This is a genomic window from Nocardia nepalensis (assembly GCF_048910785.1).
Lineage (GTDB): Bacteria > Actinomycetota > Actinomycetes > Mycobacteriales > Mycobacteriaceae > Nocardia > Nocardia nepalensis.
This window is the reverse complement of the sequence record NZ_JBKBET010000004.1, coordinates 100,284-124,501: the sequence shown is the minus strand read 5'-3', so window position 1 is coordinate 124,501 and position 24,218 is coordinate 100,284. Positions and strand designations below refer to the sequence as shown.

Sequence of the window (24,218 nt, the reverse complement as noted above, 5' to 3'; positions counted from 1 at the left end):
ATGTGGCGGATTCGATACAGGAAGCGACAGTCATGGACAAGATCGTGCTCGACCAGCGTGTTGAGCCACCCGCTTTGGTCACGGCGCCGCTGGCGGCCAGACACTCGGAAGCGTTGGTCGGCAACACACCGGTGTTGTGGGTCGGCGCACCGTTGGCGCCCAACGGTCGTGGATTCTGGGCCAAGCTCGAAGGGTTCAATCCCGGCGGCATGAAAGACCGTCCCGCACTACATATGGTGCGCAGGGCCGAACAGCGCGGTGACCTCGCCCGGCATGCGCGCATCATCGAATCCACCAGCGGCACACTCGGTCTCGGGTTGTCGCTGGCTGGCATGGTCTACCGGCACCCGGTCACGGTGGTGACCGATCCCGGCCTGGAACCCATCGTCGCGCGGATGCTCGCCGCCTTCGGGGCGCAGGTGGATCTGGTACACGAACCGCATCCCACCGGCGGCTGGCAGCAAGCAAGGCGCGATCGGGTGGTGGAACTGCTCGACCGCGAACCCGACGCGTGGTGCCCGGATCAGTACACAAATCCGGATAATGTCGCCGGCTACGAATCTCTGGCGCTGGAGTTGGTGCAGCAGTTGGGGCGGATAGATGTGCTGGTGTGCGCGGTCGGCACCGGCGGACATTCGGCGGGTGTCGCCCGTGTGTTGCGCGCGTTCAATCCGGATCTGCAGCTGATCGGTGTGGACACTGTGGCTTCGGCCATCTTCGGCCAACCGGCGGGGCCGCGGTTGATGCGCGGATTGGGTTCGAGCATCTACCCAACGAACGTCGACTATTCCGCGTTCGACGAGGTGCATTGGGTCGCACCCGCGGAGTCGGTGTGGGCCTGCCGAACACTGGCGGCCACCCATCACGCCAGCGGTGGATGGAGTGTCGGCGCGGTCGCGCTCGTCGCCGGCTGGGCAGCTCGCACATACGAGGCGGGTACCCGAATCGCGGCGGTATTCCCGGACGGTCCACACCGGTACTTCGACACGGTCTATAACGACGAGTACTGCGCGGCGCAGGGTCTACTCGACGGCGATCCGCCGACCGAACCGGACACGATCAGTCATCCGGCGCGGCAGGTGGTCCGTTCCTGGACTCGCTGCGCCACCGTCGTCGATCCACGGATCCCGGTGCTGGATCAGGGGCCTGCGGCATGACGGCGTTCGCGAAGTACCGCAGCTTCGATCTCCCGGCACGACTGTTGATGGTCAATCAGTTCGGCATCAATCTCGGCTTCTACATGCTGATGCCCTATCTGGCCGGATATCTGGCGGGACCGCTGGGCCTGGCGGCGTGGGCCGTCGGGTTGGTACTCGGTGTGCGCAACTTTTCTCAGCAGGGCATGTTCCTGGTCGGCGGCACACTGGCCGACCGATTGGGCTACAAGCCGCTGATCGTAGCCGGATGCCTCTTGCGCACCGGCGGTTTCGCGATGCTGGTGTTCGCCACAGCACTGCCGGGCCTGCTGATCGCCTCGGCGGCAACGGGTTTCGCGGGTGCGCTGTTCAATCCGGCAGTGCGCGCATACCTTGCCGCCGACACCGGCGAGCGCAGGGTGGAGGCGTTCGCGATGTTCAACATCTTCTATCAGGCGGGCATCCTCGCTGGTCCACTGGTCGGATTGGCGTTGATGGCGGTCGATTTCCGCATCACCGCCGGTGCCGCAGCGGCGGTGTTCGCCGGCTTGACGGTGGCGCAGTTGTTCGCGCTGCCGCCCCGCCGCGCCGAGGAGCCCGCGGTGCGGGCTTCGGTGCTGGACGACTGGCGCACAGTCCTCGGCAACCGACGGTTCGTGGCGTTCGCCGTGGCGATGACCGGCTCCTATGTGCTGTCGTTCCAGGTGTACCTCGCCCTGCCACTGCAGGCCGAGATCATCGCCGGTGCTCGTTCGGACACGCTGACCTCGGCGATGTTCGTGGTGTCGGGCGTTGTGGCCGTTGCCGGACAACTGCGCATCACCGCCTGGTTCCGGGCTCGATGGGGGACAGGACGCAGCCTTGTTGTCGGAATGGGCATGCTAGCGGCGTCATTCGTGCCATTGGCAGTGGTGCCCGGTCCGGGGCGATTCGGCGTCATCGCTGCGGCGGCCGTGCTCTTACTGGCAGCGGCGTTGCTCGCGGTTGGGACGGCCGCGGTGTTCCCCTTCGAGATGGACACCGTGGTTTCCCTGGCCGACGGCAAGCTGGTGGCAACCCACTACGGGTTCTACAACACGGTGGTCGGCGTGGGCATCCTGGTCGGGAATTTGGCCACCGGCGTTGTCGTTGGCGCCGCGCGAACGGCTGGAGTGGACTGGGTGGTGTGGGTCGGGCTCAGCGTCATCGGAATCGTGGCGGCGTTCGCACTGCACCGGCTGGACCGTACCCCTGCGAGCAAACATGGTGCGGAGCAGCCACATTCCGAACGCCGATCGGGGCGCTACCGCCGTTCGGCGTTGGCGGCGAGCGTCGGTCAGATGCGGACGGCCCACTCATCGGAATACGGAGAGCGAGACCGATTGCCATCGAGCCCGGCGAGTAAGCGTTGATCAGGACATGCGCGGCGATGTGCTGTATGCCCTTGTGCCGCAATGAGATACTGTCTCTCGACGACAGTCGATCGCTAACCGACTGATGGTCTCGACCGGTATTCGTCGCGTGACGAGGCCGGAGCACTTGATCGAGTATCGATTCGTGGGTCGACTTCGGATCCAACGATGGCTGGCTCGCGGATGACTACGGAGCGGGCACCCGGAATCCGGGTGCCCGCCTCATCGACTGGACCGATTGGATCTTCAGGCTGCGTCGGCGGTTTCGAGCTGACGTCGCTCGGGGGTCGGCCAGACCCGGTGTTCGGCGTCGATGACGAACGCGTGAGTGTGCCGGTAGAAGCGCTCGTCCACCAGCTCGGCGTCGCCGAGCCGCTCCGGGGCGATGGCGCCGACCGGGTGCAGGTGGGTGATCACTTCCGGATCCGTGCGCGGCCACATCCTCAGCGCCACAGCGATTCCCACTGCGGCGAACAGTGCCAGCGTCACCCAGGTGGTGGTGAATCCCGCTGTGGTGGTGAGCCATCCGGTGACCGGGTAGGTGAGCAGCCAGGCCAGGTGGGACAGCGAGAACTGCGCCGCGAAGATGGCGGGCCGGTCCGCGGCCTGCGTCGACCGTCGCAGCAGCTGTCCGGTCGGTGTCAGGATGGCCGCGGTGCCCGCGCCGACGGTGGCCCACACCGCGATGGCCGCACCCCAGCGCCAGTCGCCGGCACTGGCCAGCGACAGGGCGATGGCCGCGCCCAACCCGGCGAGCAGAATGGCGGCGCCGGTCAGCATCACCGGACGAGCACCGGTGCGGTCGAGCACGCGGGGCAGTGCCAGTGCGATCAGCATGGTGCCGAAGCCGTTGGCGGCCAACAGCATCGCCACACCGGACTGTGTGCCGCCGAGAGTGTCGCGGACGTAGTTGACGGTGTTGACCATGATCACCGATCCGGCGGCGGCGACCACCAGGTTCAGGCCGAGCAGTCCACGCAGCCGCGGGGTCGCAGCGAAGATCCGCATGCCGACGGTGATCCGGTCCCGGAAGGAATCCTCGCTGGTGCCGGTCGCGTTCGGGATCTTGCTGGCGGCGACCAGCGCCGCCGAGACCGCGAATCCGATCGCGGTGCCGACGAACAGCCAGTGGAAGCTCATAACCGTCAGCGCGGCGGCGGCGAGCATCGGGCTGAGCAGGGTCTCCATGGTGGCCGCCAACTGCGCCGCCGACAGCGCCCTGGTGTATTCGCGCTCGTCGGGCAGGATATCCGGGATGACCGCCTGATAGGTGGGAGTGTATGCGGCGGAAGCGGTTTGCAGGACCGCGATCAGCACGTAGATCTGCCAGATCTGGTCGATGAACGGCAGCGCCAGCACGACCGCGGCGCGTACGAGGTGCAGGGCCACCAGGAAGGTGCGGCGGGGGAGGCGGTCGGCGTAGGCGGCCACGACGGGCGCGACCGTGACGTAGACCAGCATCTTGATGGTCAGCGCGATGCCGAGCACCGCGGCTGCCGCGCCGCCGGCGAGGTCGTAGGCGAGCAATCCCAGTGCGACGGTGGTCAATCCGGTGCCGAACAGGCCGGAGACCTGGGCGGTGAACAGTCGCAGGTAGTCGCGGTTGCGGAACAGTGAGTTGAGCATGGGCGCGGAGCGCATCGGAGTCACTTCCTGGAAATGGGTCGGGGGTGGGTCGCGGATGCTGGGACAGCGGCATTCGCACATCTCGGGCTACTCTCCGGAAGGTGGTCAGCGGGTGGAACATGCACCCGCGCAATGGTTCTCGATGATCAGGCGGCAGCGGTCGGCAGGGTGAAGGCGGCGGTGCGCACCACGTCGCCGTGCTTGAAATCCAGGAACAGGCGGTAGGTTCCAGGACCGGGCACAACGGTGTGGAAGGTGACGTCCGGGCCGGGCGCGGTAATCCCGTCGCCGGGTTCACCATTCGGGTGGACATGGATGTAGGCCAGATCACCCGCCCGCAGAATCACCAGATGCCCGTAGGCGGCCAGGTAAGGCTGCAGGTCGGTGACTGGCTCACCGTCCTTGCGCACCGTCAGCGTGAGCAGGCGTCCGTCGCCTGGCACGAGATCGCCGTCGAGGGTCACCTCGTAGCCGTCCACGATCACGGTGCGCGCGGCCGCTGGAGTGGCGCGCGGTTCGTACGCGCCCGCTACGGCCAGATCCGCGCCGAGAGTGATGGTCTTGCCGAGCGCGCGCGGGGCGATATCGGTGAAAACGCGGTACGCGCCGGCTTCCGGCAGGTTCAGCCGCACTGTCCAGGTGCCGTCGGGGGCGAGTTCGGGGTGCACGTGCCAGAAGCCGGTCAGCTCTCGCTGCGCAACGATCAGGTGTAGGTCGCGATCGTGGATCGCGGTGTAATCGATGACCGGCTCACCATCCGGCCCGAGGATGCGAAACCGGAAGTCGATCTCACCCGGGCCGACGATCGGCTCCGCGAGCGCAAGTGTGTAACCGTCCTGGGTGATCTGCAGCCCGCCCGGCAGCCCACCGCCGTGCGCGGCGTGGTCTCCGTGTCCCGCATGGTCGTGTCCGGCGCGACCAGTGGGAGCCGCCTGGTGGGTATGGGTGGCGTGATCCCCATGCGCGCCATGGTGATTGGTGTGAGTCTGCGTGGTCATTGCTCCGGCCTTTCCGATCTTGTTGTGTTCGACAGATTGAAAGGTAATACCCCAGGGGGGTATATGACAAGGCGAGAGCTGGTGATGCGCCTCACATGTGATGACCTGTCTCCGCAGGGGCTCACTCCCAGGAGTGCGCTCTTATCTGGCCATCGGCCCCTGCGGGAGGGTGGTCAACCAGCCCTGCCTGGCTGACCGACCTGGCCGTATGGCCCGAACCGGAACTCGGACTGCAGGTAGGCGAGCCACCGGAGGCTGAAATCCGATCGGTGAACGCGCCGGTGGGAAGTTCCGCGGGCCGACATCGTCATTCGATATAGGGCGGGGAAGGGCTGCTGCGGCGTGAACGCCGTCGGCCTGGTTGTGCTGTACCTACGAGCTGCGCTGCGTCTGGGAGGTGCGTCAGGGTAGATGCATCAGCTGTCGAGCAAGGTCGAACAGACGGCTGCCGAGCTTGATGACGGGAAGCCCCAGCGGAATCAGGAGGATCGTCGCGCACAACACCGCACCGAGGATCCACACCACAGCCGCGAGCAACCCGACTACCGTGCCGAGCACGGCCGTCACGATCCCCAACAGCAAGTTGAGCAGGCCCTGTATCGCTCGCATGACGACCTTTCTGTTTCCCATTCTGCGCTCTTTTCACTCGATGCGCCCCGCCGCACTTGCGGGTGGAAAGCCGCCGGCTTTCGGTGAAACCCTCGTGGTACGGGGAGGTCAAGAGCGTCGCGGGGCTACCAGGAGAGCCTGGGTGCTGCGCACGATGGTTGGGACTCGGGCGACGGGCCGCGATCAGCCGTATACGTGACGTAATTCACACGGGATCGCCCAATGAAGCGACGGCGTCGATCGAGGAGTTGGTAGCCCAGGTAATGATCACTGACCCCAGACCGACTGGTCCCGGTCTTCCGGATCCTGGTGAACGATAACGTTGACGGCGAAGAATTCGCTGGTCATAGTGTGCGAACCGCCCCAGAGGGACGGTTCGCACACTGTAACGCTGGGGTGAGTGACGGGACTCGAACCCGCGACAGCCAGGATCACAACCTGGTGCTCTACCAACTGAACTACACTCACCATCGCCGGTTAATGACCAGCGCGGTAGATATTAGCGTGTCAACCCCTCGACTCCCTAATCGGTTTCTGACGTGCCGTTTTGTCCGGCCGTGGCGGCGCCCTTCTCGATCCCGCTCAGTTCGGTCGCGACGGCGGCGATCTCCGTGGTCGACGGGCCGGGTGCGGGGACGAACGCGGTGCGGCGGTAGTACTCGAGCTCGCGGATGGATTCCTTGATATCGGCAAGGGCGCGGTGGGTGAGACCCTTCTCCGGCTGGCCGAAGTAGATGCGCGGGTACCAGCGGCGGCATAGCTCCTTGATGGAGCTCACATCGATCATCCGGTAGTGCAGATGCGCATCGAGAGCGGGCATATCGCGGGCGATGAAGCCACGGTCGGTTGCGATCGAATTGCCCGCGAGCGGGACCGTGCCCGCGGTCGGGGCGTACTCGCGGATGTAGTCGAGTATCTGTTTTTCGGCCTCGGCGAGGGTGACGGTGGAGCGGCGCACCTCGTCGGTGAGGCCGGAGCGCGCGTGCATATCGGCGACCACCTGCGGCATGGCGGTCAGGGCCGCGTCGTCGGCGTGGATGACGATATCCACGCCCTCACCGAGAATGTTGAGGTCGCTGTCGGTCACGAGCGCGGCCACCTCGATCAGCTTGTCGCTGTCCAGGCGCAGGCCGGTCATCTCGCAATCCATCCACACCACGTATTTGTCGGACACCCCGGCAACATTAGCCGGGTTTGCCGACGAAGCCTGCGGCATCGGGTTTCGCGGCTCCCCGATGTCCGGCGTCCGAGCGTCCGCGACTGGCGACTTCATCGCATGCGCTGCGGGTTGAGCACTCTCGATGGGTGGCGGCGGCGATAGAGTTTGCGGAGATCGGCGTATGCGTTTTCGGCACGACAGCTAACACTGCGGAAGCAGTCACGGTCAGACCAGACGGAGGACGCGCGATGAATGCAGGATCGCGAAGCGATTCGATGGGGGGTGGTGGCCGCGAGACGGATGGGCCCACCCCTCAGGAGAAGGTGGTCGCGGCCAGGAAGGCGGCCGAGGAGGCGGCGCGCGTCGCCGAGGACGCAGAACGTGAGTTGGCCGAACAGCAGGCGGCGGCCGCGACCGCCGATCCGAATGCGGCGAATGCGGTGGCACAGGCCCGGGCCGCACAATCGAAGGTCGCCACGACGGCCGAGACCGCGGCCGCCAGCGCCGCCGCGGCGGAAACCGCTAAGGCAGCGGCGAACGAAACCGCCAAGGCCGCAGGACAATCGGCGGCGCAGGAGATCGCCGCCGGATATGCGTTCGACGGGGCCGCGCTGGAGCTGGGCACGATTGTCATCGACGGTGCCGTCGATTCGACCGCACGCGTGCGGATTCCGATGCGCACCATGAATCGGCACGGTCTGGTCGCCGGTGCGACGGGTACCGGTAAGACGAAGACATTGCAGGGCATCGCCGAACAGCTCTCGCGGGCCGGGGTGCCCGTGGTGCTCGCCGATATCAAGGGCGACCTGTCGGGGCTCGCACAGCCGGGTCAGGCGAATGACAAGCTGAGCGCCAGGGCGGCCGAAACCGGTGCGGCGGACTGGGCGCCGACCGGTTATCCGACCGAATTCGTCTCGCTCGGTACCGGCGGGGTCGGGGTGCCGATCCGCGCGACCATCACCGCATTCGGACCGGTGTTGCTCAGTAAGGTGCTGGGTCTCAACGAGACTCAGGAATCCACGCTCGGGCTGATCTTCCACTGGGCGGACAAGGCGGGGCTGGGTCTGCTGGATCTGAAGGATCTGCGCGCGGTCATCACCCATCTCACCAGTCCGCAGGGCAAGCAAGACCTCCAGGGCATCGGCGGGGTCTCGGCGGCGACCGCGGGTGTCATCCTGCGCGCCCTGGTGAATCTCGAGGCCGACGGCGGCGACACATTCTTCGGTGAGCCGGAATTGGATCCGGCGGATCTGCTGCGCACCGAGGGCGGCCAGGGCGTGATCACGCTGTTCGAACTCGGCGCGCAGGCGGCCCGTCCGGTGATGTTCTCCACCTTCCTGATGTGGGTGCTCGCCGATCTGTTCCAGACCCTGCCCGAGGTCGGTGACGTGGAGAAGCCCGAGCTGGTCTTCATTTTCGACGAGGCGCACCTGCTGTTCGCCGACGCATCGAAGGCATTCCTCGAGCAGGTGGAGCAGACGGTCAAGCTGATCCGCTCCAAGGGCGTCGGCGTCTTCTTCTGCACCCAGCTGCCCACCGATATCCCGAATCCTGTTCTCTCCCAACTAGGTGCGCGCATCCAGCACGCGTTGCGCGCCTTCACCCCCGACGATCAGAAGGCGCTGTCCAAGACGGTGCGCACCTACCCGAAGACCGGTGCCTATGACCTGGAGAAGGCGCTCACCTCACTGGGCACCGGTGAGGCGATCGTGACGGTGCTCTCGGAGCAGGGCGCTCCGACTCCCGTGGCGTGGACCAGAATTCAGCCACCGCGCTCGCTGATGAACACCATCGGCGATGAGCAGATCAAGTCGCGGGCGCTGTCCAGCGCGCTATCGGCCAAGTACGGCCAGACCATCGACCGAGAGTCGGCCTACGAGCTCCTGGCCGCGAAGGTCGCTGCGGCGCAACAAGAACCGGAGGTGGCTCCGGCGCCGGGGCGTTCCTCGAAGGCGACTCACGAGGAGGAGTCCGCGGCCGAGCGCATCATGAAGAATCCGGCGGTGAAGAGCTTCCTGCGCTCGGCGGCCGCGGCCGCGGGTCGTGAGATCAGCCGCACCATCTTCGGCACTCGCAGGCGCTGAGCGCGCTACTCGAGTCCGAAATTCGGACCGCCGACCACTCGGCGGCGGGTCCGGTCATTTTCGAGTAAGTCGATACTCGATACATCGCCGCAGGTCAGCGCTAATTTTATGGTGGTGTTCGGGCAGTGACAGATAAGGAGTGGTCATGCCTACCGCAAACTTCGGGACCAAGAATGATCCCGGTTTCGAATTGGAACAAAGTCCGGACCTGATCGCGGTCCGGACCGAGAACAGACGTCCGATTCCGCGCTCCATCGGGTCGGTCCGCACGCCGCTGAGCGGGGAACTGGATGACGCGGCGCTCGTGCTGTCCTATCCGGAGGCGGGCGTCCAGGTGTATCGGGTGCCGCCGGATTCGCGGTCGGTCGCCGCGCGCAAGTCGGTGCTGGCCGCCGCGCCGGAGGTGCGTTTCGCCGGTCATGTGCTCGTCGATCCGGTGAGCAACGAGCCGGTGCTGTACACCGAGAACATCTTCGTGAAGTTCACCGACGATACCGAGCCCGAGCAGTGTCTGAGGGTGCTCGACGAGGCTGGTCTGCGGATCAAGGAAACGGTCACCTATGCGACCAACGCGTACTTCACCGCCGCGGCCGAGGGGACCGGACAGCAGGTGTTCGATATCGCGAATGGGCTGCTGAGCCGCGACGATGTCGAGTATTGCCATCCCGAGCTGATCCGCCGTCGCGCCCGCAAGTCGATCTTCCCGCAGCAGTGGCATCTGAAGCCGACCACAATCGGCGGCGTCGAGATCAACGCGCACGCGAATGTGGAAGCCGCCCATGAGGTTACCCGCGGCGCCGGGGTGACGATCGCGCTCATCGACGACGGCGTCGATATCGACCATCCGGAATTCGCCGGGGCGGGCAAGGTGGTCGCACCGCGCGACGCGACCTTGCAGACCAGCGATCCGCGCCCGCGCGATACGCAGGGGACCGGACCCCGGGACGGCGATAATCACGGCACCGCATGCGCGGGTGTCGCCTGCGCCAACGGCACGCTCGGTGCCTCCGGCGTTGCTCCCGAGGCCCGGCTGATGCCGATTCGGCTCGCGTCACAACTGGGATCACAGGCGGAGGCGCGAGCCTTCCAGTGGGCCGCCGAGCACGGCGCCGATGTCATCTCGTGCAGTTGGGGTCCGGCCGACGGCCTCTGGTTCCGGCCGGAGGATCCGGCACACAATCAGGTGGTGCCGCTGCCGGCCAGTACCCGATTGGCGATCGAACACGCGGTGACCAACGGCCGCAATGGCAAGGGGTGCGTCGTGCTGTTCGCGGCGGGCAATGGCAACGAGTCCGTCGATAACGACGGCTACGCGAGCTTCCCGAAGGTTATCGCGGTCGCGGCCTGCAACGACACCGGAAAACGCAGTGTCTATAGCGATTTCGGCAAGGCGGTGTGGTGCGCGTTCCCGAGCAGCGACTTCGGTCATCCGCCGTTCCAACATCCCGACGCCCTGACACCCGGCATCTGGACCGTGGATCGGCGCGGGACCGCCGGATACAACGTCGGCACCACCGACGACGGCGACGCCGCCGGAAACTTCACCAATAGCTTCGGCGGCACCTCCAGTGCGTGTCCGGGGGCGGCCGGCGTTGTGGCATTGGTGTTGTCCGTGCACCCGGATCTGGCGTCGAAAGAGGTCAAGGACCTGTTGAGGCAGTCGTGCGACATGATCGATCCGCAGCACGGCGCGTACGGCGCGGACGGGCACAGCGTCAAATACGGTTTCGGCCGTCTCAACGCGCTCACCGCGGTGCAGACCGCGAAGAAGAAGCGGGGACCGAACTGAGCGTCAGGTCATGCTGCGGCGTCGCGCAATGCCGTCGCCGCGCTGCTCCCGGCCAGGGGGCATGGTGTGTATGGGGCTGTCGGCAGGTCAGTCGCCGATATCGCGGGCGAGCAGATCGGCGGTGGTTTCGCGGCGGACCAGTTGGCGAGCGCGACCGTCGTGCACCGCGATGACCGGTGGGCGGCCGACACTGTTATAGGACGATGCGAGGCTGTGGTGGTACGCGCCGGTGCACGGCACCGCCAGCACCTCGCCCGGGCGCAGGTCGGCGGGGAGGCGGATATCGGTGGCCAGCAGATCGCCCGCCTCGCAGTAGCGACCGGCCACCGTTGCGGTGATCTGTGGGCCACAGGGATGCCGATTGGCAACGACCACTTCGTAATTCGCGCCGTATAGCGCGACGCGGGCGTTATCGCCCATGCCGCCGTCGACGGTGACGTAGGTCCGTCCGCCGTCGATGTGCTTGACCGACAGCACCCGATACAGCGTGACCCCGGCGCGCGCCACGATCGCGCGACCGGGTTCCATGGCGATATTCGGGCGCGGGAAGTGGTGCCGGGCGCAGGCCGCGTCGAGGGCGTCTTCGATGATGTCGGCGAGTTCGGTCAGATTCATCTCGGCGTCGCCGCTGCGGTAGGCGATCGCATGCCCGCCGCCGAGGTCGAGATCGGTGAGGATGCGGCCGTAATCCTGTCGGACCCTGGCCATTTCGCCGACAATCCGGCGCACCGCCTCGCCGTAATTATCCGGATCGTAGATCTGCGAACCGAGGTGGCAGTGGAAGCCGATCAGCTCGAGATTCGGCTGGCGCAGCACGCGTTCGATCGCCTCGGTGGCCATCGCGCTGCCGAGCGGGAAGCCGAATTTCTGATCCAGCACACCGGTTTTCACGGCCGGATGTCCGTGCACATCTATGCCGGGGGACAGCCGCAGCAACACCTGCTGCGGGCGGGTTGTCAGTGTGGAGAGCAGGGTGATCTCGGTCAGCGAGTCGACCACGATCCGGCCGACGCCGCAGCGGACGGCGGCATCGAGCTCATCGTAGGACTTACCGTTGCCGTGCAGGACGATTCGCTTCGGATCGACACCGGCCGCGAGTGCGATGGCCAGCTCGCCGGCCGAGCAGACGTCAATCGAAAGTCCTTCCTGGGTAACCCATTGCGCGACCGCGCGAATCATCAGCGCCTTACCCGCGTAGATGATCTCGGCCTCCGGGAAGACCTTCTTGTAGGCGCGGCAGCGGGCGCGCACCTCCTGCTCGTCGAGCACGTAGGTGGCGGTGCCGTACTGGTCGGCGATATCGGCGAGGGCGACCCCGCCGAGGGTGATTCTGCCGTCGCCGTCGTAATGGGTATCCCGCGGCCAGACCGCGGCGTCGAGGCGCGAAGCCATTCCCGATTGCAACGACGGGAAGATTTCGAGCAGCGTCACGTGGTTCTCCTGGGTGTGCCCCCGCTTTCTCCGCATGCGGGGCCGATTCCAGGACTACGCCGCTTCCTGTTGATCATGGGAAATGCTGACGGAACCTTGACGGGTCGCAACAGGTTCCTGACGGGTTGCTGACCGAACCCGCTATAACCCGTGGCGCGGCCCGCACGCGAGCTGAGCCGGGACCGGATCCGGCGTTACCGCTGGTCCATGGTTCGGCGGGCCGGCCGGGTTCTGCTAGAACGCATCGACGATCGGCGTAGTGGGGAGCGGGTCGTCGCGGTCACGCTGTGGGGCCGTGTACAAGGGGCCGTGTGCAAGGGCCCTGCCTCCAGCCGTGCCCGATGGTGGTGGCCCGGAGCTTCAGCCGCCGAGTTTCTTGTAGAACGCACCGGCGATCGGGGCGGTGAGGGAGCGGGGGCCGTATTGGCCGGCGACGCTCATGCCCTTGCTGATCAGGCCGGGGACTACGCGCATCTTGTTGCGGGCCAGGGCGTCGATGGAGATCTTGGCGGTGTATTCGGAAGTGACCCACATGAAGTCGGGGACCATGCGGTCGACGATGGAGGCGTCGGCCGGGTCGGGGGTTTCGGTGCGTACCGGGCCGGGGGCGAGCAGGGTGACGTGTACGCCGGAGTCTTTGAGTTCGCCGCGCAGCGATTCGGAGAAGGTATTGGCGAAGGCCTTGCTCGCCGCGTAGGTCGCATTGTTCGGGATCGGCATATTGCCCGCCGCCGAGCCGCTGATCAGGATGCCGCCCCCGCCCCTGGCGATCATGCCGGGCAGCACGGCCAGCGTGAGGTCGTGCACCGCGACGGCATTGAGCTCCATCTGGGCGCGCTCGTAGGCCGGGTCCAGTTCGGCGACGGCGCCGAAGGTGGCGATGCCCGCGTTATTGCAGAGGATCGAGATATTGCGGGCGGCCAACTCCTCGACCAGCGCACCACGTGCGGTGCGATCGGACAGATCCACCGCCCGCACCTCGGCGGTGATGCCGTGCGCCAGCGTCAGCCGCTGCGCGAGTTCGGTCAGCACCTCACCGCGCCGCGCGACCAGGATCAACGAGTAGCCGCGTGCGGCGAGTTCGGCGGCCAGCGCGGTGCCGATGCCGGAGGAGGCACCGGTGACGACCGCGCGATTCTCGGAGGTAGGGGAGGGCAGGCTCACGAGTGGAGCCTAGGGGAAGGACGCGAGCACACCCGACACCGGACCGGGATCCCAGTGCCGTGTCCACAGAGCTTCTGCTGTACCGAGCGTTGGGTCCGGGGGAGTTCCGTCGAACGCAGTCGAATGGTGGTTGGCCACGCCACATTCGACTGCCGGATCAAATCACTACGCTCGGCAGGCAGCCGGAGTGGGTGGAGGCCTACAGGCGTGCCGCTAGGCGGGTGCCCTGGTCGATTGCGCGCTTGGCGTCGAGCTCTGCGGCCAGGTCGGCGCCGCCGATCAGGTGGATGTTGGCGCCTGCGGCGCGCAGCGGTTCTTCGAGTTCGCGTACGGATTCCTGGCCTGCGCAGATGATTACGTTGTCGACCGGGATCAGTTGGGGGCGGTGGCGTTTCTCGCCGAAGCTGATGTGTAGGCCGTTGTCGTCGATGCGCTCGTAGTTGACGCCGCCGACGTGCTCGACGCCCTTGGCCTTGAGAGCGGCGCGGTGCACCCAGCCGGAGGTCTTGCCGAGGTCCTTGCCGAAAGGGGTCGACTTGCGTTGCAGCAGTACGACTTCACGTGCGGCGGGGGCGGGTTTGGGCTCGGTGAGTTGGCCGGGGGCCTGTTCGTCTGCGGAGTCGACGCCCCACTCTTCCTTCCACTCGTCCAGCTTGAGTGTGGGATGTCCTTCGACGGTGAGGAATTCGCTCACGTCGTAGCCGATGCCGCCCGCGCCGATGACGGCGACGCGCTTGCCTACGGGGCGCTCCTCGCGCACCAGTTCGGCGTAGGAGAGCACCATCGGGTGGTCGATGCCCGGAATGTTCGGAATGCGCGGGCGCACACCGGTCGCCAGCACGATTTCGTCGTAGTTCCCCTCGATCAGCTCCACCGCGGTGACCCGCTTGTTCAGGTGCACGGTCACGCCGGAGACCTCGAGCATCCTGGTGTAGTAGCGGATCGACTCATTGAACTCTTCCTTGCCCGGAATGCGGCGGGCGATATCGAATTGCCCGCCGATCTTGTCATCGGCCTCGAAAAGGTCGACCCGGTGGCCGCGTTCGGCGAGGTTGACCGCCGCCGAGAGTCCGGCCGGGCCCGCGCCGACGACCGCGACGCGCTTGGTCCGCCTAGTCGGGAGCAGCTTCAGCACGGTCTCGTGGCCCGCGCGCGGATTCAGCAGGCAGGACACGGTCTTGTGCTGGAAGGCGTGGTCCAGGCAAGCCTGGTTGCAGGCAATGCAGGTGTTGATCTCGTCGACCCGGTTCGTCGCCGCCTTGTTGACCCATTCCGGATCGGTGAGGAACGGCCGGGCCAGCGAAACCAGCTGCGCGTCACCGCGAGTCAGGATTTCCTCGGCGATCTCGGGCATATTGATCCGGTTGGAGGCACAGACCGGGATGTCGACCTGTTCGGTGATCTTCGCGGTGAACTCTACGAAGGCCGCCCGCGGCACCGAGGTCACGATGGTCGGGACGCGCGCCTCGTGCCAGCCGATATCGGTATTCAGAATGCTCGCGCCCGCTGCTTCGAGTTCCTTTGCCAGCGCGACGATTTCATCGAAGGTCTGACCCTTCTCGACCAATTCGGCCATGGACAACCGGAACACGATGATGAAGTTCGGGCCCACCGCGGCGCGGGTGCGGCGCACGATCTCCACCGCGATCCGGCGCCGGTTCTGCGCCGAGCCACCCCACTTGTCGGTGCGCTTATTGGTCCGCGGCGCGAGAAACTGATTGATGAAATAGCCTTCACCGCCCATGATTTCGCAGCCGTCATAGCCGGCGAACTGGGCGAGCTTCGCGCAGCGGGCATAGTCCTCGATGGTCTGCTCGATGCCGCGCGCCGACAGCTTGCGCGGCCGGAACGGGTTGATCGGGGCCTTGATCGAGGACGCCGAAACACTGCCCGGCATATAGGAATAGCGGCCCGCGTGCAGGATCTGGATGGCGATCTTGCCACCCTCCTTGTGCACGGCCTTGGTGATCACCCGGTGCCGGTAGGCCTCGGTCTTATTGGTCAGCTTCGCGCCGAACGGCAACAGCCAGCCGGTGCGGTTCGGGGCGTAACCGCCGGTAATGATGAGACCCACACCGCCGCGGGCGCGTTCGGCGAAATAGGCGGCGAGCCGGTTGGTATCCCAGGCGCGATCCTCCAGACCGGTATGCATCGACCCCATGATCACGCGATTGCGCAGTGTGGTGAAGCCGAGATCGAGGGGCTCGAAAAGATGGGGGAACGAACTCATCGCTGAGTCTCACCTTTCTTCGGGTCCGCGTGCGGGGCTGTCGCCGTCGGTTGCAGGGCTTGCAGTACTTCGTCGCACCATTCGACGAATCCGGATTCCACGCGGATGCCCGCGCGCAGCACGAGGTACTGGTGCAGCGGGGTGCCGGAGAGCTGATCCGGTGCCGGGAAGTCACGCTTCTCGATGAGCCCGAACAGCTCCAAGCGCTGGTTGTGCTGATCGCGATGGCGGGCGACCTCGACGCAGAGCGCGCCGATATCGCCGTGCGCGGCGGCGCGGATCTTCACGCCGAGTTCGTTGCGCGGCACATCGGTATCGCTCGGCGCGGCGATCCAGCGCGCGAGTTCGGCGCGGCCCGCCTCGTTCACCGAATAGACCTTCTTATCGGGCCTGCCCTCCTGGGCCACTGTCTCGCTGCTCAACCAGCCGGATTCCTCCATGCGCTTGAGCACGCGGTAGATCTGCTGGTGGGTGGCGCGCCAGAAGAAGCCGATGGACTTGTCGAAGCGGCGCGCCAGCTCGTAACCCGAACCGGCGCGCTCGGTCAGCGATACCAGCAGCGCATGTTCGAGGGCCATGGCGCAAGGTTATCGTTACACCCAGTACTATGCAACTGAGTGCATAGTAGACCGGTTCGACCGTTGGGCCGCCTGCCGACGGGATCCGCATTAGGCTGCGCCCCATGAGGCGGCATCGCGCCGCGATTCGATGAGAGTGGTGGCCGGGTGACGGATGTGCCGGAGTTGGACGCGCGGGCGACCGTCGGACAGGCCGCCGGGCGCGGGCAAGTGGTGGCGTGGGGGTTGTGGGATTGGGGTTCCTCGGCGTTCAACGCCGTGATCCTGACCTTCGTCTTCTCGGTTTATCTGACCGATAAGGTCGGCGACGATCTGCCTGGCGGGGTGTCACCGAGCGCATGGCTGGGTTGGGCGCTCGGCATCGCCGGTTTCGTGGTCGCGCTCACCGCGCCGATCAGCGGGCAGCACTTCGACGCGAGCGCGAAACGTAAAGGCTCCCTGGGCGTATTGACCACGCTGACCATCCTGTCGATGGCGCTGATGTTCTTCGTGCACGACGATTACCGGTACTTCTGGCTAGGTCTGGTCCTGCTCGGCCTGGGCTCGGCGTTCTTTGAATTGGCCGGTGTGCCCTACAACGCGATGCTGCGTCAGGTCTCCACACCGGCCGATGTCGGCCGGGTCTCCGGATTCGGCTGGTCCATGGGCTATTTCGGCGGCATCTTCATCCTGCTGATCAGCTATTTCGGCTTCATCTCCGGTCACGGTGACAACCGCGGCCTGCTCGGCGTGCCCATCGATGACGGGACGAATATCCGGTTGGTCGCGATGCTGGCGGCGGTCTGGTTCGCGGCCTTCGCGCTGCCGGTGTTGTTGGTTGTGCCCGAATTGCCGCGCACCAATGCCGATCCGGGTGCGGCGAAGGCCGGATTCTTCGGCTCCTACCGGGTGCTGTGGCGGGATCTGCGCGAACTCTGGGCCGTCGATCGGCGCACCGTCGGCTTCCTGGTCGCCAGTGCGATCTTCCGGGACGGGCTGGCCGGGGTGTTCACCTTCGGTGCGATCCTGGCCGTGCGCGTCTACGGCATCGCCGATTCCGATGTGCTGCTGTTCGGCATTGCCGCGAATGTCGTCGCTGCGCTCGGTGCGGTCACCGCGGGCCGATTCGACGACCGGGTCGGCCCGAAGATCGTGATCGTCGTCTCGCTGATCGCCATGGTGATCTGCGGCATCGCGCTGTTGATCGTCTCCGGTCCGGTGATGTTCTGGGTCTTCGGTCTACTGCTCACCATCTTCGTCGGCCCCGCCCAATCCGCGGCCCGATCCTTCCTCACCCGGCTGGCCCCACCCGGGCGCGAAGGCCAGATGTTCGGCCTCTACACCACCACCGGTCGCGCCGTATCCTTCCTCGCCCCAGCCCTTTTCGGCTTCTTCGTCTGGGCCTTCGACGCCGACCGTGCGGGCATCGTCGGCATCCTCGCGGTCCTCGCCCTCGGCTTGGCGGCCTTGCTGCCGGTCCGCGGGCCGGACCGGACCGTCGCCTAACGGTCCTTCGCGGGCCACCAGGCGGCCATGCCGAGGGCGATGAGGCGGACCTGGCGGATGGTGCGGTCGATGATGGCGGGTTGGTCACGCGGGGTGGCGGCCACGTAGTCGGCGATGCAATCGGCGACCGTGGAGACGATCAGGTCGGCGGCCAGTTCCAGGTCTTCGGGCGACCACGAGTCCAGGTCCGGAATGCGGGAGAGGTCGACGACCAGTTCGCGGACGATCAATTGGAGCTCGAGCGCGATGGCGTGCTGCAGGGCGGCCGAACCGCCGCGGCGTTCGCGGGTGATGAAGCCGAACAGCGCGCGCTTGGTGGCGACCTGATCGAAGACAAACCGCACGGTCTCCGAAAGACGGGCATCGGGCGTGCGGCGCAATTGGCGCAGAGCCAGGCGCAGCGCGCGGATGCCCTCGTCGACCAGGGTCGCGCCGAGATCGTCGAGTGAGGAGAAATGCCGATAGAACGCGGTCGGCACAATGCCCGCGGAACGGGCGATTTCACGCAGGCTCAGCGCACCGAAGCCGCGCTCGGCGGCCAGTGCGAGTGTGCCGTCGAGCAGGGCCTGCCTGGTGCGCTCCTTGCGTTCTCCCCGGGTAGCTGCGGTCTCGGTCATCACAGTGAGCATACAGCCGTTCACCATTCGTCCGTTCCAAGGATGTAGTTCGGGTCACATCAATTGCTGGTTGACACTGGACCGGGTCCATCAGTCACACTTATTGAGTGTACAGGCGTGCACTGAAATCTCATCGAAGAGATTCAGGAGCACGCCGCAGCCCGACAAACAGAGGCATCCCGCGGCGTGAGCTCAGGGTCCGCAAGCGGCAGCCTGCGCGACCACGCCAGGACCCGCGCGCCGCGCATTGAATTGGAGAACCGCATGGTGGGACTTCTCGACCTGGTGCAAACCCTGACCACCCCACATCCACTCGACCGCTACCTGGAACTCGTCCGCCCGACGCTGACGGCTCGGGAGCTCCGCGCGGAGATCACCCACGTCCGTCGTTCGGTGCCGGGATCGGTGACGCTCACCCTGCGTCCCACCCGGCAGTGGCGTGGCCATTGCGCCGGGCAGTATGTGCAGATCGGCGTCGTGATCGACGGCATCCGGCACACCAGGTGCTACTCGCCGGTGAATCCGGAGGCCCGGCGCGACCGGCACATCGAACTGACGGTCAAGGCGCATCCGGGCGGACTGGTCTCGCAGTACCTGTACCGCAACGCCGTGCCGGGCATGGTCGTCACCCTGGAACCCGCTGACGGCGTCTTCCGACTGCCCGAGCCGCGCCCCGAACGGGTGCTGCTGATCAGCGGCGGCAGTGGCATCACGCCGGTGCTGTCCATGCTGCGCACCCTGGCGGAGGAGGGCTACCCGGGCGAACTCGCCTTCCTGCATTACGCGAAATCGCCGGACTCGGTGCCGCATCGCGCGGAGCTGGAGGCGATCGAGCAGGCGCACAAGAACTTCCGCATCGAAGTGTGCCATCCCGGTGACGGCTCCGGCTATTTCGACTACGACCAGCTCGAACGCATCGCGCCGTGGTTCGCCGACGGCGAGACCTATGTCTGCGGCCCGCAGGGCCTGATGGACGCGGTGCGCAAGATCTTCGAGGCCGAGCAGCTCGAGCACCGGCTGCACGCCGAGGAGTTCACCCTGTCCACGAAACCCGTCGACGCGGACGAGGCCTTCGGCACGGTCAGCTTCTCGGCCACCGGAAAGACCGCCGAGAACAACGGCGCGGTCCTGCTGGAGCAGGCCGAGGCCGCTGGCCTGACCCCGGAATACGGCTGCCGGATGGGCATCTGCTTCTCCTGCACCGCGGTTCGGCGCACTGGCTGCACCCGCAATGTGCGCACCGGCGAAATCGACAGCGATCCGGACCAGCCCATCCAGCTCTGCGTCAACGCGCCCGTCGGCGACGTCGAGATCGATATCTGACAAACAAGGGGACCACAGCAATGACAATTTTGACCGAAACGCAAGACGGCCCGCTGGTACTGACCCCGGACCAGGTCGAAGAACTCGGCCGGGCCCTGGATGACCTGCGCGCCCGCATTGTCGCCGACCTCGGCGACAGCGACCGTGCGTACATCTACTCGATCATCAAGGCGCAGCGCGGTTTCGAGGTCGCCGGTCGCGGCCTGATGTATCTCGGCTTCCTGCCGCCGTTCTGGCTGGCCGCCGTCGGCGCGCTGAGTGTGTCGAAGATCCTGGACAATATGGAGATCGGCCACAATGTCATGCACGGCCAGTACGACTGGATGCGTGAGCGCGGCCTGAATTCCCGTGAGTTCGAATGGGATACGGTCTGCCCGGCGGATCAGTGGAAGCATTCGCACAACTACATGCACCACACCTACACCAATATCCACGGCATGGACCGCGATATCGGCTACAGCATCCTGCGCATGGACGAGGCCCAGAAGTGGAATCTGCTGCGACTCGGGCAGCCGCTCTACGCCTTTGCGCTGATGGTGCTGTTCGAATGGGGCGTGATGGGCCATGACCTGGAGGCGGAGAACATCATCCGGGGCAAGAAGAGCTGGTCGGAAGTCAAGCGATTGCTGAAGGGTCAGTGGCGCAAGGCCGGTCGGCAGGTGCTCAAGGACTACCTCATCTTCCCTGCGCTGACCGGTCCGCTGTTCATCAGCACGCTCGCCGGGAACGCCGCCGCGAATCTGGTGCGCAACCTCTGGGCCTTCTCCATCATCTTCTGCGGCCACTTCCCTACGGGCGTACAGACGTTCACCGAAGAGGAGACCGCCGAGGAGACCCGCGGCGAGTGGTACGTCCGGCAGATGCTCGGCTCGGCCAACATCACCGGCGGCAAGCTGTTCCACATCATGTCCGGCAATTTGTCGCACCAGATCGAACACCACCTGTTCCCGGATCTGCCCGCGAACCGCTATCCGCAGATGGCGCCCGAGGTCAGGGAACTGTGTGAGAAGTACGGATTGCCGTACAACACCGGTTCGCTGGGTAAGCAAGTCGGATCGGTCTGGCTGAAGATTTTCAAGCTGGCGCTGCCGCCGTTCTTGGTCGGGAAGGAGTCCACGCCCGGTGTTATTGTGATGCGACAGCGGAACGCAACCGAAGTGGGCGTGTGAATGATCGGGAAATTCGAAAGTAACAAGGATCTAATTCAAGAATTGACTTCCTCGGGCGCGCGCCACGTCGGGAATATCGCCGGCATCATCACCGGCACCGTCGCGGAGGTCACCCGGGAGATCGGTGAGTGGATCACCGACGCCATCGAGATGAACGAGGCCGCAGCCGCCGCCCGTAAAGATGCCGAGGCGCAACGGGGCGACGAACTCGTCGACGACGACGATTTCACGGGCGCCGCCTCCCGGGACCGGGCCGATGTGTCCTATGACGCGGAGGTCGAGCCCAGCGCATCGTTCGTCGAGGCCGAGGTGGTCGAGCCGGAGGCCGAGAACCCCCGGTGATCACCACACCGGCAGCCTGCGCCGGTGTTCGGTCACGTCGGTGACCAGATCCTTGTATCCGTCGGCCGCCTCGGCCAACCGGCTCCACTGCAGCTGGGCGTCATCGTCCAGCGGTAGTGGATGCGGGTCGACCGGCGTCGACATACCCAAAGCATATTGTGCCGCAACCCATTTCGCCGCCATGCGATCGATGACGGTGCCGAGGGTCTCGGTGTGCAGCGAGGCGCCGGTCCGGTGCTGCACATGGGTCGCGACCCAATTGTCGATGCGGCCGACAAGTTCGGTTCGGCGCGCGTCGATATCGTCGACGCGCTGTAGGCACTGTGCGACGCAGCCGCTCGGCGCGTCCGGCGCATGCGCCGCCCGCAAGGCGCTGTTCCTGCGTTCATGGCATTCGACCAGCGTGCGTGCCGTGGCCAGCACACAGTGCCGGTGTTGATTCGGATCGTCGGGTTCGCGAAATGCGCGCAGTAGTGCCGCTGGCGATGGCAGCTCGTCGGCTCCGATACGGTCTGCGGCGTATTCGGTAGGCATGGTGCACGCCCCTGCGGTAACGATTGATGTGTTTGGATGCGCCAGGGCCGAGGAGGATTTCGGGGAGGGGCACCCCTCGGCTCCGGCGCAGCCCCGCACCCCGGACGCCCCCCACACAGTCCACCAGCACGGCAAAGAAACCGGGAAATCCGCGACGATGCGATGAGGAAGACGGCCCGAGAAAATCGGGACCTTTTCAGGAAAGCGCGATAGTCGAATCGGCGCAATAGTATGGTGTAGAAACAGATAAGCTGCCGGGAAATCGTTATGATCCGTTACGGATCGGTCACATGCTCGCCAACATTCACGCCTTCCCGGAATCTCTGAGCGCATGGGCAGCAACCACTTCCGGCGTGGAGTGCGCACGGCGTCGTTCGATGGACTAGCCTCGATGTTTGTGCCCGCATATGTGTCTTCGCCCGAGTTGACATTCGGGTTCATGTTCGCGCTGGAAGACCCCGAGCGAATCGCCGAGGTCGTGCGCACGCTCATCCTGCGCAAGACGGTGTCGGTGTTTCGACTCGCCCGCCTGTCCGACGATGACGGACCGCCCGAACGCTACGTCGTGAACTGGGCGGTGATTCCCCAGATTTCGATCACCACCAGCGCCCCCGACCCGGACGAGCTGGAGGCGGGCCAGATCATGCTGGTGAACGCCTTCCTCGGCGAGGAGGGTGAGGTCAGTCTGTACTCCGCCCAGGGGCAAGCGCCGGGATAGCCACTGCGAGGCACCTTTTCGTTGGCGAGTCGGTACCGGAACGTGGCTCGAGCGGATGTCCAGTACGGGACAATCAGGACATTCCTCACTCGTTGTCGACGCATCGAAGCGCCTGGAAGGAGCATCGATCATGGAGCCCGAGACCACCGTCAAGGCCGTGAGCCCGGTCAATCCGGTCCGTGTCCGAGGAGATCTGGACCCCGCGCTATCGCGGTGGATGTGGCTGGTCAAGTGGTTCCTGGCCATCCCGCACGCCATTATTCTGGTATTTCTGTACATCGCGTACCTAATAGTTTCGGTGGTCGCATTCTTCGCGATTCTGATCACCGGGCAGTATCCGCGCGCGCTGTTCGACTTCAATGTCGGTGTCATGCGCTGGGGTTGGCGGGTCGGCTTCTACGCCTACTCGGTGCTCGGCACCGACAAATACCCGCCGTTCAGTCTGCAGTCGGATCCCAATTATCCGGCGGACCTGGAGATCGACTATCCGGAGCAGCTGAGTCGTGGTCTGGCGCTGGTGAAGTGGTGGCTGCTGGCCATTCCGCACTACCTGATTCTGGCCGCGATCTTCAGTGCCGGTATGGGCGGCAGAGACGGCTGGGGCGGTTTCACGCTGTCCAATGTGCTGGTGCTGGTCGCCGTGGTGGCGCTGCTGTTCACGGCGGTGTACCCCAAGGGCCTGTTCGACTTCCTGCTCGGCGTGCATCGCTGGTCCATCCGGGTCGGCGCCTATGTCTCGCTGATGCGTGACGAATACCCACCGTTCCGGCTCGATCAGGGACCTCGTGAGCCCGAAAGTGTCTGAATAACAATAGAATCGCCGAGCCGGACAGCGAGTAGCGGTCACCAGGCGGATTCGTAGATTCGCCGGACCACATCCTCGATGTCCGGCTCTTCTATGGACAGGTCGCGCACCTCGGCGCGATCGGAGACGGCGGCGAGAACCTGTGCGGCCGTGGTGGCTTCGGCGTCGAAGGCCAATCGCTGCCGCATTCCGTCGCCCTCGCTGGTCAACAGTTCGGTACTCGGCAGATCATCGAGATTGCGGGTCGGTTCGACCAGATCGACGACCAGCACCCGCCGGGCGCCGACCCGCACCGCGAGTCCGGTCAGTGAACCGTCGTACACCAGACTGCCGCGGTCGACGACGAGCACGCGATCGCAGAGCCGTTCGATATCGCCCATATCGTGGGTGGTGAGCAGCAGCGTGGTGCCGCGCTCGGTGCGTTCGGCGCGTAGGAATTCGCGTAGTCGCTGTTTGGACAGCACATCCAGGCCGATGGTCGGCTCGTCGAGAATGACCAGTTCGGGGGAGTGCAGCAGCGCCGCGGCGACCTCGGCCCGCATGCGCTGGCCCAGCGAGAGCTGGCGCACCGGCGTATCCAGCGTCTCCGCCATCTCCAGCTGTTCGACCAACTCGTAGGTACGTTTTTGCGCGACATCGGATTCCAGCCGGTGGATGGCGGCCAGGATCGAAAACGACTCGCGCAGTGGCAGATCCCACCACAGCTGGGAGCGCTGGCCGAAGACCACCCCGATCCGGGCGGCGAGTTCGCGCCGCTGGCGCACCGGATCGAGTCCGCAGGTGCGCACGGTGCCCGCGGTCGGGACCAGGATGCCGGTCAGCATCTTGATCGTGGTGGATTTGCCCGCCCCGTTCGCCCCGATATAGCCCACCGCCGAGCCGCGTTCGACCCGAAACGTCATCCGATCGACCGCGGTGAGCGTCTCGCGGCGGCGTCGCCAGCGGTGTCCGTTCCTGCGGTGCAGGATGAATTGTCTTGTCAGATTCTCGATGTCGATGATCGAGTCCGATAACTCACTGTCCGCCATGC

21 protein-coding genes and 1 tRNA gene are annotated in these 24,218 nt (G+C 65.7%); 10 read left to right on the top strand and 12 right to left on the bottom strand.

From position 1 onward, the window contains the following. The first annotated feature begins 32 nt into the window (after positions 1–32). Both ACHQ4I_RS03955 and ACHQ4I_RS03950 read left to right on the top strand, forming a co-directional pair. Positions 33–1,157 carry a PLP-dependent cysteine synthase family protein gene (locus ACHQ4I_RS03955; RefSeq protein ID WP_420770283.1) on the top strand — a complete coding sequence of 375 codons (1,125 nt, stop codon included), beginning with the start codon at positions 33–35 and terminating at the stop codon, positions 1,155–1,157. Then, on the top strand, positions 1,154–2,527 hold the full coding sequence (locus ACHQ4I_RS03950; protein WP_420770282.1) for an MFS transporter: 1,374 nt from the start codon (positions 1,154–1,156) through the stop codon (positions 2,525–2,527). Before ACHQ4I_RS03955 ends, ACHQ4I_RS03950 begins: the two co-directional genes overlap by 4 nt. Before the next feature lie 246 nt (positions 2,528–2,773). On the opposite strand, the gene ACHQ4I_RS03945 is transcribed toward ACHQ4I_RS03950, so the two are convergent. The 5 genes from ACHQ4I_RS03945 to orn all read right to left on the bottom strand — a co-directional run bounded on the left by ACHQ4I_RS03945 (position 2,774) and on the right by orn (position 6,934). Then, on the bottom strand, positions 2,774–4,153 hold the full coding sequence (locus tag ACHQ4I_RS03945) for an MFS transporter (RefSeq protein ID WP_420770355.1): 1,380 nt from the start codon (positions 4,151–4,153) through the stop codon (positions 2,774–2,776). A gap of 146 nt (positions 4,154–4,299) precedes the next feature. After that, positions 4,300–5,151 carry a hypothetical protein gene (locus ACHQ4I_RS03940; protein ID WP_420770281.1) on the bottom strand — a complete coding sequence of 284 codons (852 nt, stop codon included), beginning with the start codon at positions 5,149–5,151 and terminating at the stop codon, positions 4,300–4,302. A 402-nt stretch (positions 5,152–5,553) separates the two neighbouring features. Then, entirely contained in the window at positions 5,554–5,781 is a 228-nt protein-coding gene (locus ACHQ4I_RS03935) for a hypothetical protein (protein WP_420770280.1), read from the bottom strand. 371 nt (positions 5,782–6,152) lie between these two features. Further along, a tRNA-His gene (locus ACHQ4I_RS03930) sits at positions 6,153–6,228 on the bottom strand. 55 nt (positions 6,229–6,283) lie between these two features. Next, complete coding sequence (gene orn / locus ACHQ4I_RS03925) at positions 6,284–6,934, bottom strand: oligoribonuclease (protein ID WP_420770279.1); 651 nt, start codon at positions 6,932–6,934, stop codon at positions 6,284–6,286. Between the two features lie 233 nt (positions 6,935–7,167). On the opposite strand from orn, the gene ACHQ4I_RS03920 reads away from it, so the two are divergent. Together ACHQ4I_RS03920 and ACHQ4I_RS03915 are read left to right on the top strand one after the other, a co-directional pair. After that, positions 7,168–9,003, top strand: coding sequence for a helicase HerA-like domain-containing protein (locus ACHQ4I_RS03920; protein ID WP_420770278.1), 1,836 nt, complete (start codon positions 7,168–7,170; stop codon positions 9,001–9,003). Between the two features lie 145 nt (positions 9,004–9,148). Next, on the top strand, positions 9,149–10,792 hold the full coding sequence (locus tag ACHQ4I_RS03915) for a S8 family peptidase (protein WP_420770277.1): 1,644 nt from the start codon (positions 9,149–9,151) through the stop codon (positions 10,790–10,792). Positions 10,793–10,879: 87 nt separating this feature from the next. On the opposite strand, the gene lysA is transcribed toward ACHQ4I_RS03915, so the two are convergent. The 4 genes from lysA to ACHQ4I_RS03895 form a co-directional block, all read right to left on the bottom strand. Next, a complete protein-coding gene (lysA, locus tag ACHQ4I_RS03910; protein WP_420770276.1) occupies positions 10,880–12,223 on the bottom strand; it encodes a diaminopimelate decarboxylase in 1,344 nt (447 codons plus the stop codon). Positions 12,224–12,583: 360 nt separating this feature from the next. Beyond that, complete coding sequence (gene cmrA / locus ACHQ4I_RS03905) at positions 12,584–13,387, bottom strand: mycolate reductase (protein WP_420770275.1); 804 nt, start codon at positions 13,385–13,387, stop codon at positions 12,584–12,586. A 199-nt stretch (positions 13,388–13,586) separates the two neighbouring features. Beyond that, entirely contained in the window at positions 13,587–15,617 is a 2,031-nt protein-coding gene (locus tag ACHQ4I_RS03900; RefSeq protein WP_420770274.1) for an FAD-dependent oxidoreductase, read from the bottom strand. Next, positions 15,614–16,195 (bottom strand): PadR family transcriptional regulator, encoded by a 582-nt coding sequence (locus ACHQ4I_RS03895; protein ID WP_420770273.1) that lies wholly within the window; start codon positions 16,193–16,195, stop codon positions 15,614–15,616. Before ACHQ4I_RS03895 ends, ACHQ4I_RS03900 begins: the two co-directional genes overlap by 4 nt. 156 nt (positions 16,196–16,351) lie before the next feature. On the opposite strand from ACHQ4I_RS03895, the gene ACHQ4I_RS03890 reads away from it, so the two are divergent. Continuing rightward, positions 16,352–17,680 (top strand): MFS transporter, encoded by a 1,329-nt coding sequence (locus ACHQ4I_RS03890; protein ID WP_420770354.1) that lies wholly within the window; start codon positions 16,352–16,354, stop codon positions 17,678–17,680. Here the strand turns inward: ACHQ4I_RS03890 and ACHQ4I_RS03885 are convergent. Then, positions 17,677–18,297, bottom strand: coding sequence for a TetR family transcriptional regulator (locus ACHQ4I_RS03885; protein ID WP_420770272.1), 621 nt, complete (start codon positions 18,295–18,297; stop codon positions 17,677–17,679). The two genes, ACHQ4I_RS03890 and ACHQ4I_RS03885, sit on opposite strands and share 4 nt — an antisense overlap. A 264-nt stretch (positions 18,298–18,561) precedes the next feature. On the opposite strand from ACHQ4I_RS03885, the gene ACHQ4I_RS03880 reads away from it, so the two are divergent. Genes ACHQ4I_RS03880 through ACHQ4I_RS03870 form a run of 3 tightly spaced genes read left to right on the top strand, consistent with a single transcriptional unit; the run spans position 18,562 to position 21,131 of the window. After that, positions 18,562–19,620, top strand: coding sequence for a ferredoxin reductase (locus ACHQ4I_RS03880; protein WP_420770271.1), 1,059 nt, complete (start codon positions 18,562–18,564; stop codon positions 19,618–19,620). A 20-nt stretch (positions 19,621–19,640) separates the two neighbouring features. Continuing rightward, a complete protein-coding gene (locus ACHQ4I_RS03875) occupies positions 19,641–20,789 on the top strand; it encodes a fatty acid desaturase family protein (RefSeq protein ID WP_420770270.1) in 1,149 nt (382 codons plus the stop codon). Between the two features lie 42 nt (positions 20,790–20,831). Further along, on the top strand, positions 20,832–21,131 hold the full coding sequence (locus ACHQ4I_RS03870; protein ID WP_420770269.1) for a hypothetical protein: 300 nt from the start codon (positions 20,832–20,834) through the stop codon (positions 21,129–21,131). Here the strand turns inward: ACHQ4I_RS03870 and ACHQ4I_RS03865 are convergent, their stop codons facing one another. Further along, positions 21,132–21,665 carry a DUF4254 domain-containing protein gene (locus tag ACHQ4I_RS03865; RefSeq protein WP_420770268.1) on the bottom strand — a complete coding sequence of 178 codons (534 nt, stop codon included), beginning with the start codon at positions 21,663–21,665 and terminating at the stop codon, positions 21,132–21,134. It lies immediately after the preceding gene. Positions 21,666–22,056: 391 nt separating this feature from the next. Between ACHQ4I_RS03865 and ACHQ4I_RS03860 the strand changes: the two genes are divergently transcribed. Both ACHQ4I_RS03860 and ACHQ4I_RS03855 read left to right on the top strand, forming a co-directional pair. After that, a complete protein-coding gene (locus ACHQ4I_RS03860) occupies positions 22,057–22,383 on the top strand; it encodes a hypothetical protein (protein WP_397038820.1) in 327 nt (108 codons plus the stop codon). A gap of 130 nt (positions 22,384–22,513) precedes the next feature. Then, positions 22,514–23,188, top strand: a complete 675-nt coding sequence (locus ACHQ4I_RS03855; RefSeq protein ID WP_420770267.1) for a DUF4389 domain-containing protein — start codon at positions 22,514–22,516, stop codon at positions 23,186–23,188. Between the two features lie 38 nt (positions 23,189–23,226). Here the strand turns inward: ACHQ4I_RS03855 and ACHQ4I_RS03850 are convergent, their stop codons facing one another. Continuing rightward, positions 23,227–24,216 (bottom strand): ABC transporter ATP-binding protein, encoded by a 990-nt coding sequence (locus tag ACHQ4I_RS03850; protein WP_420770266.1) that lies wholly within the window; start codon positions 24,214–24,216, stop codon positions 23,227–23,229. Between the last annotated feature and the right edge of the window lie 2 nt (positions 24,217–24,218).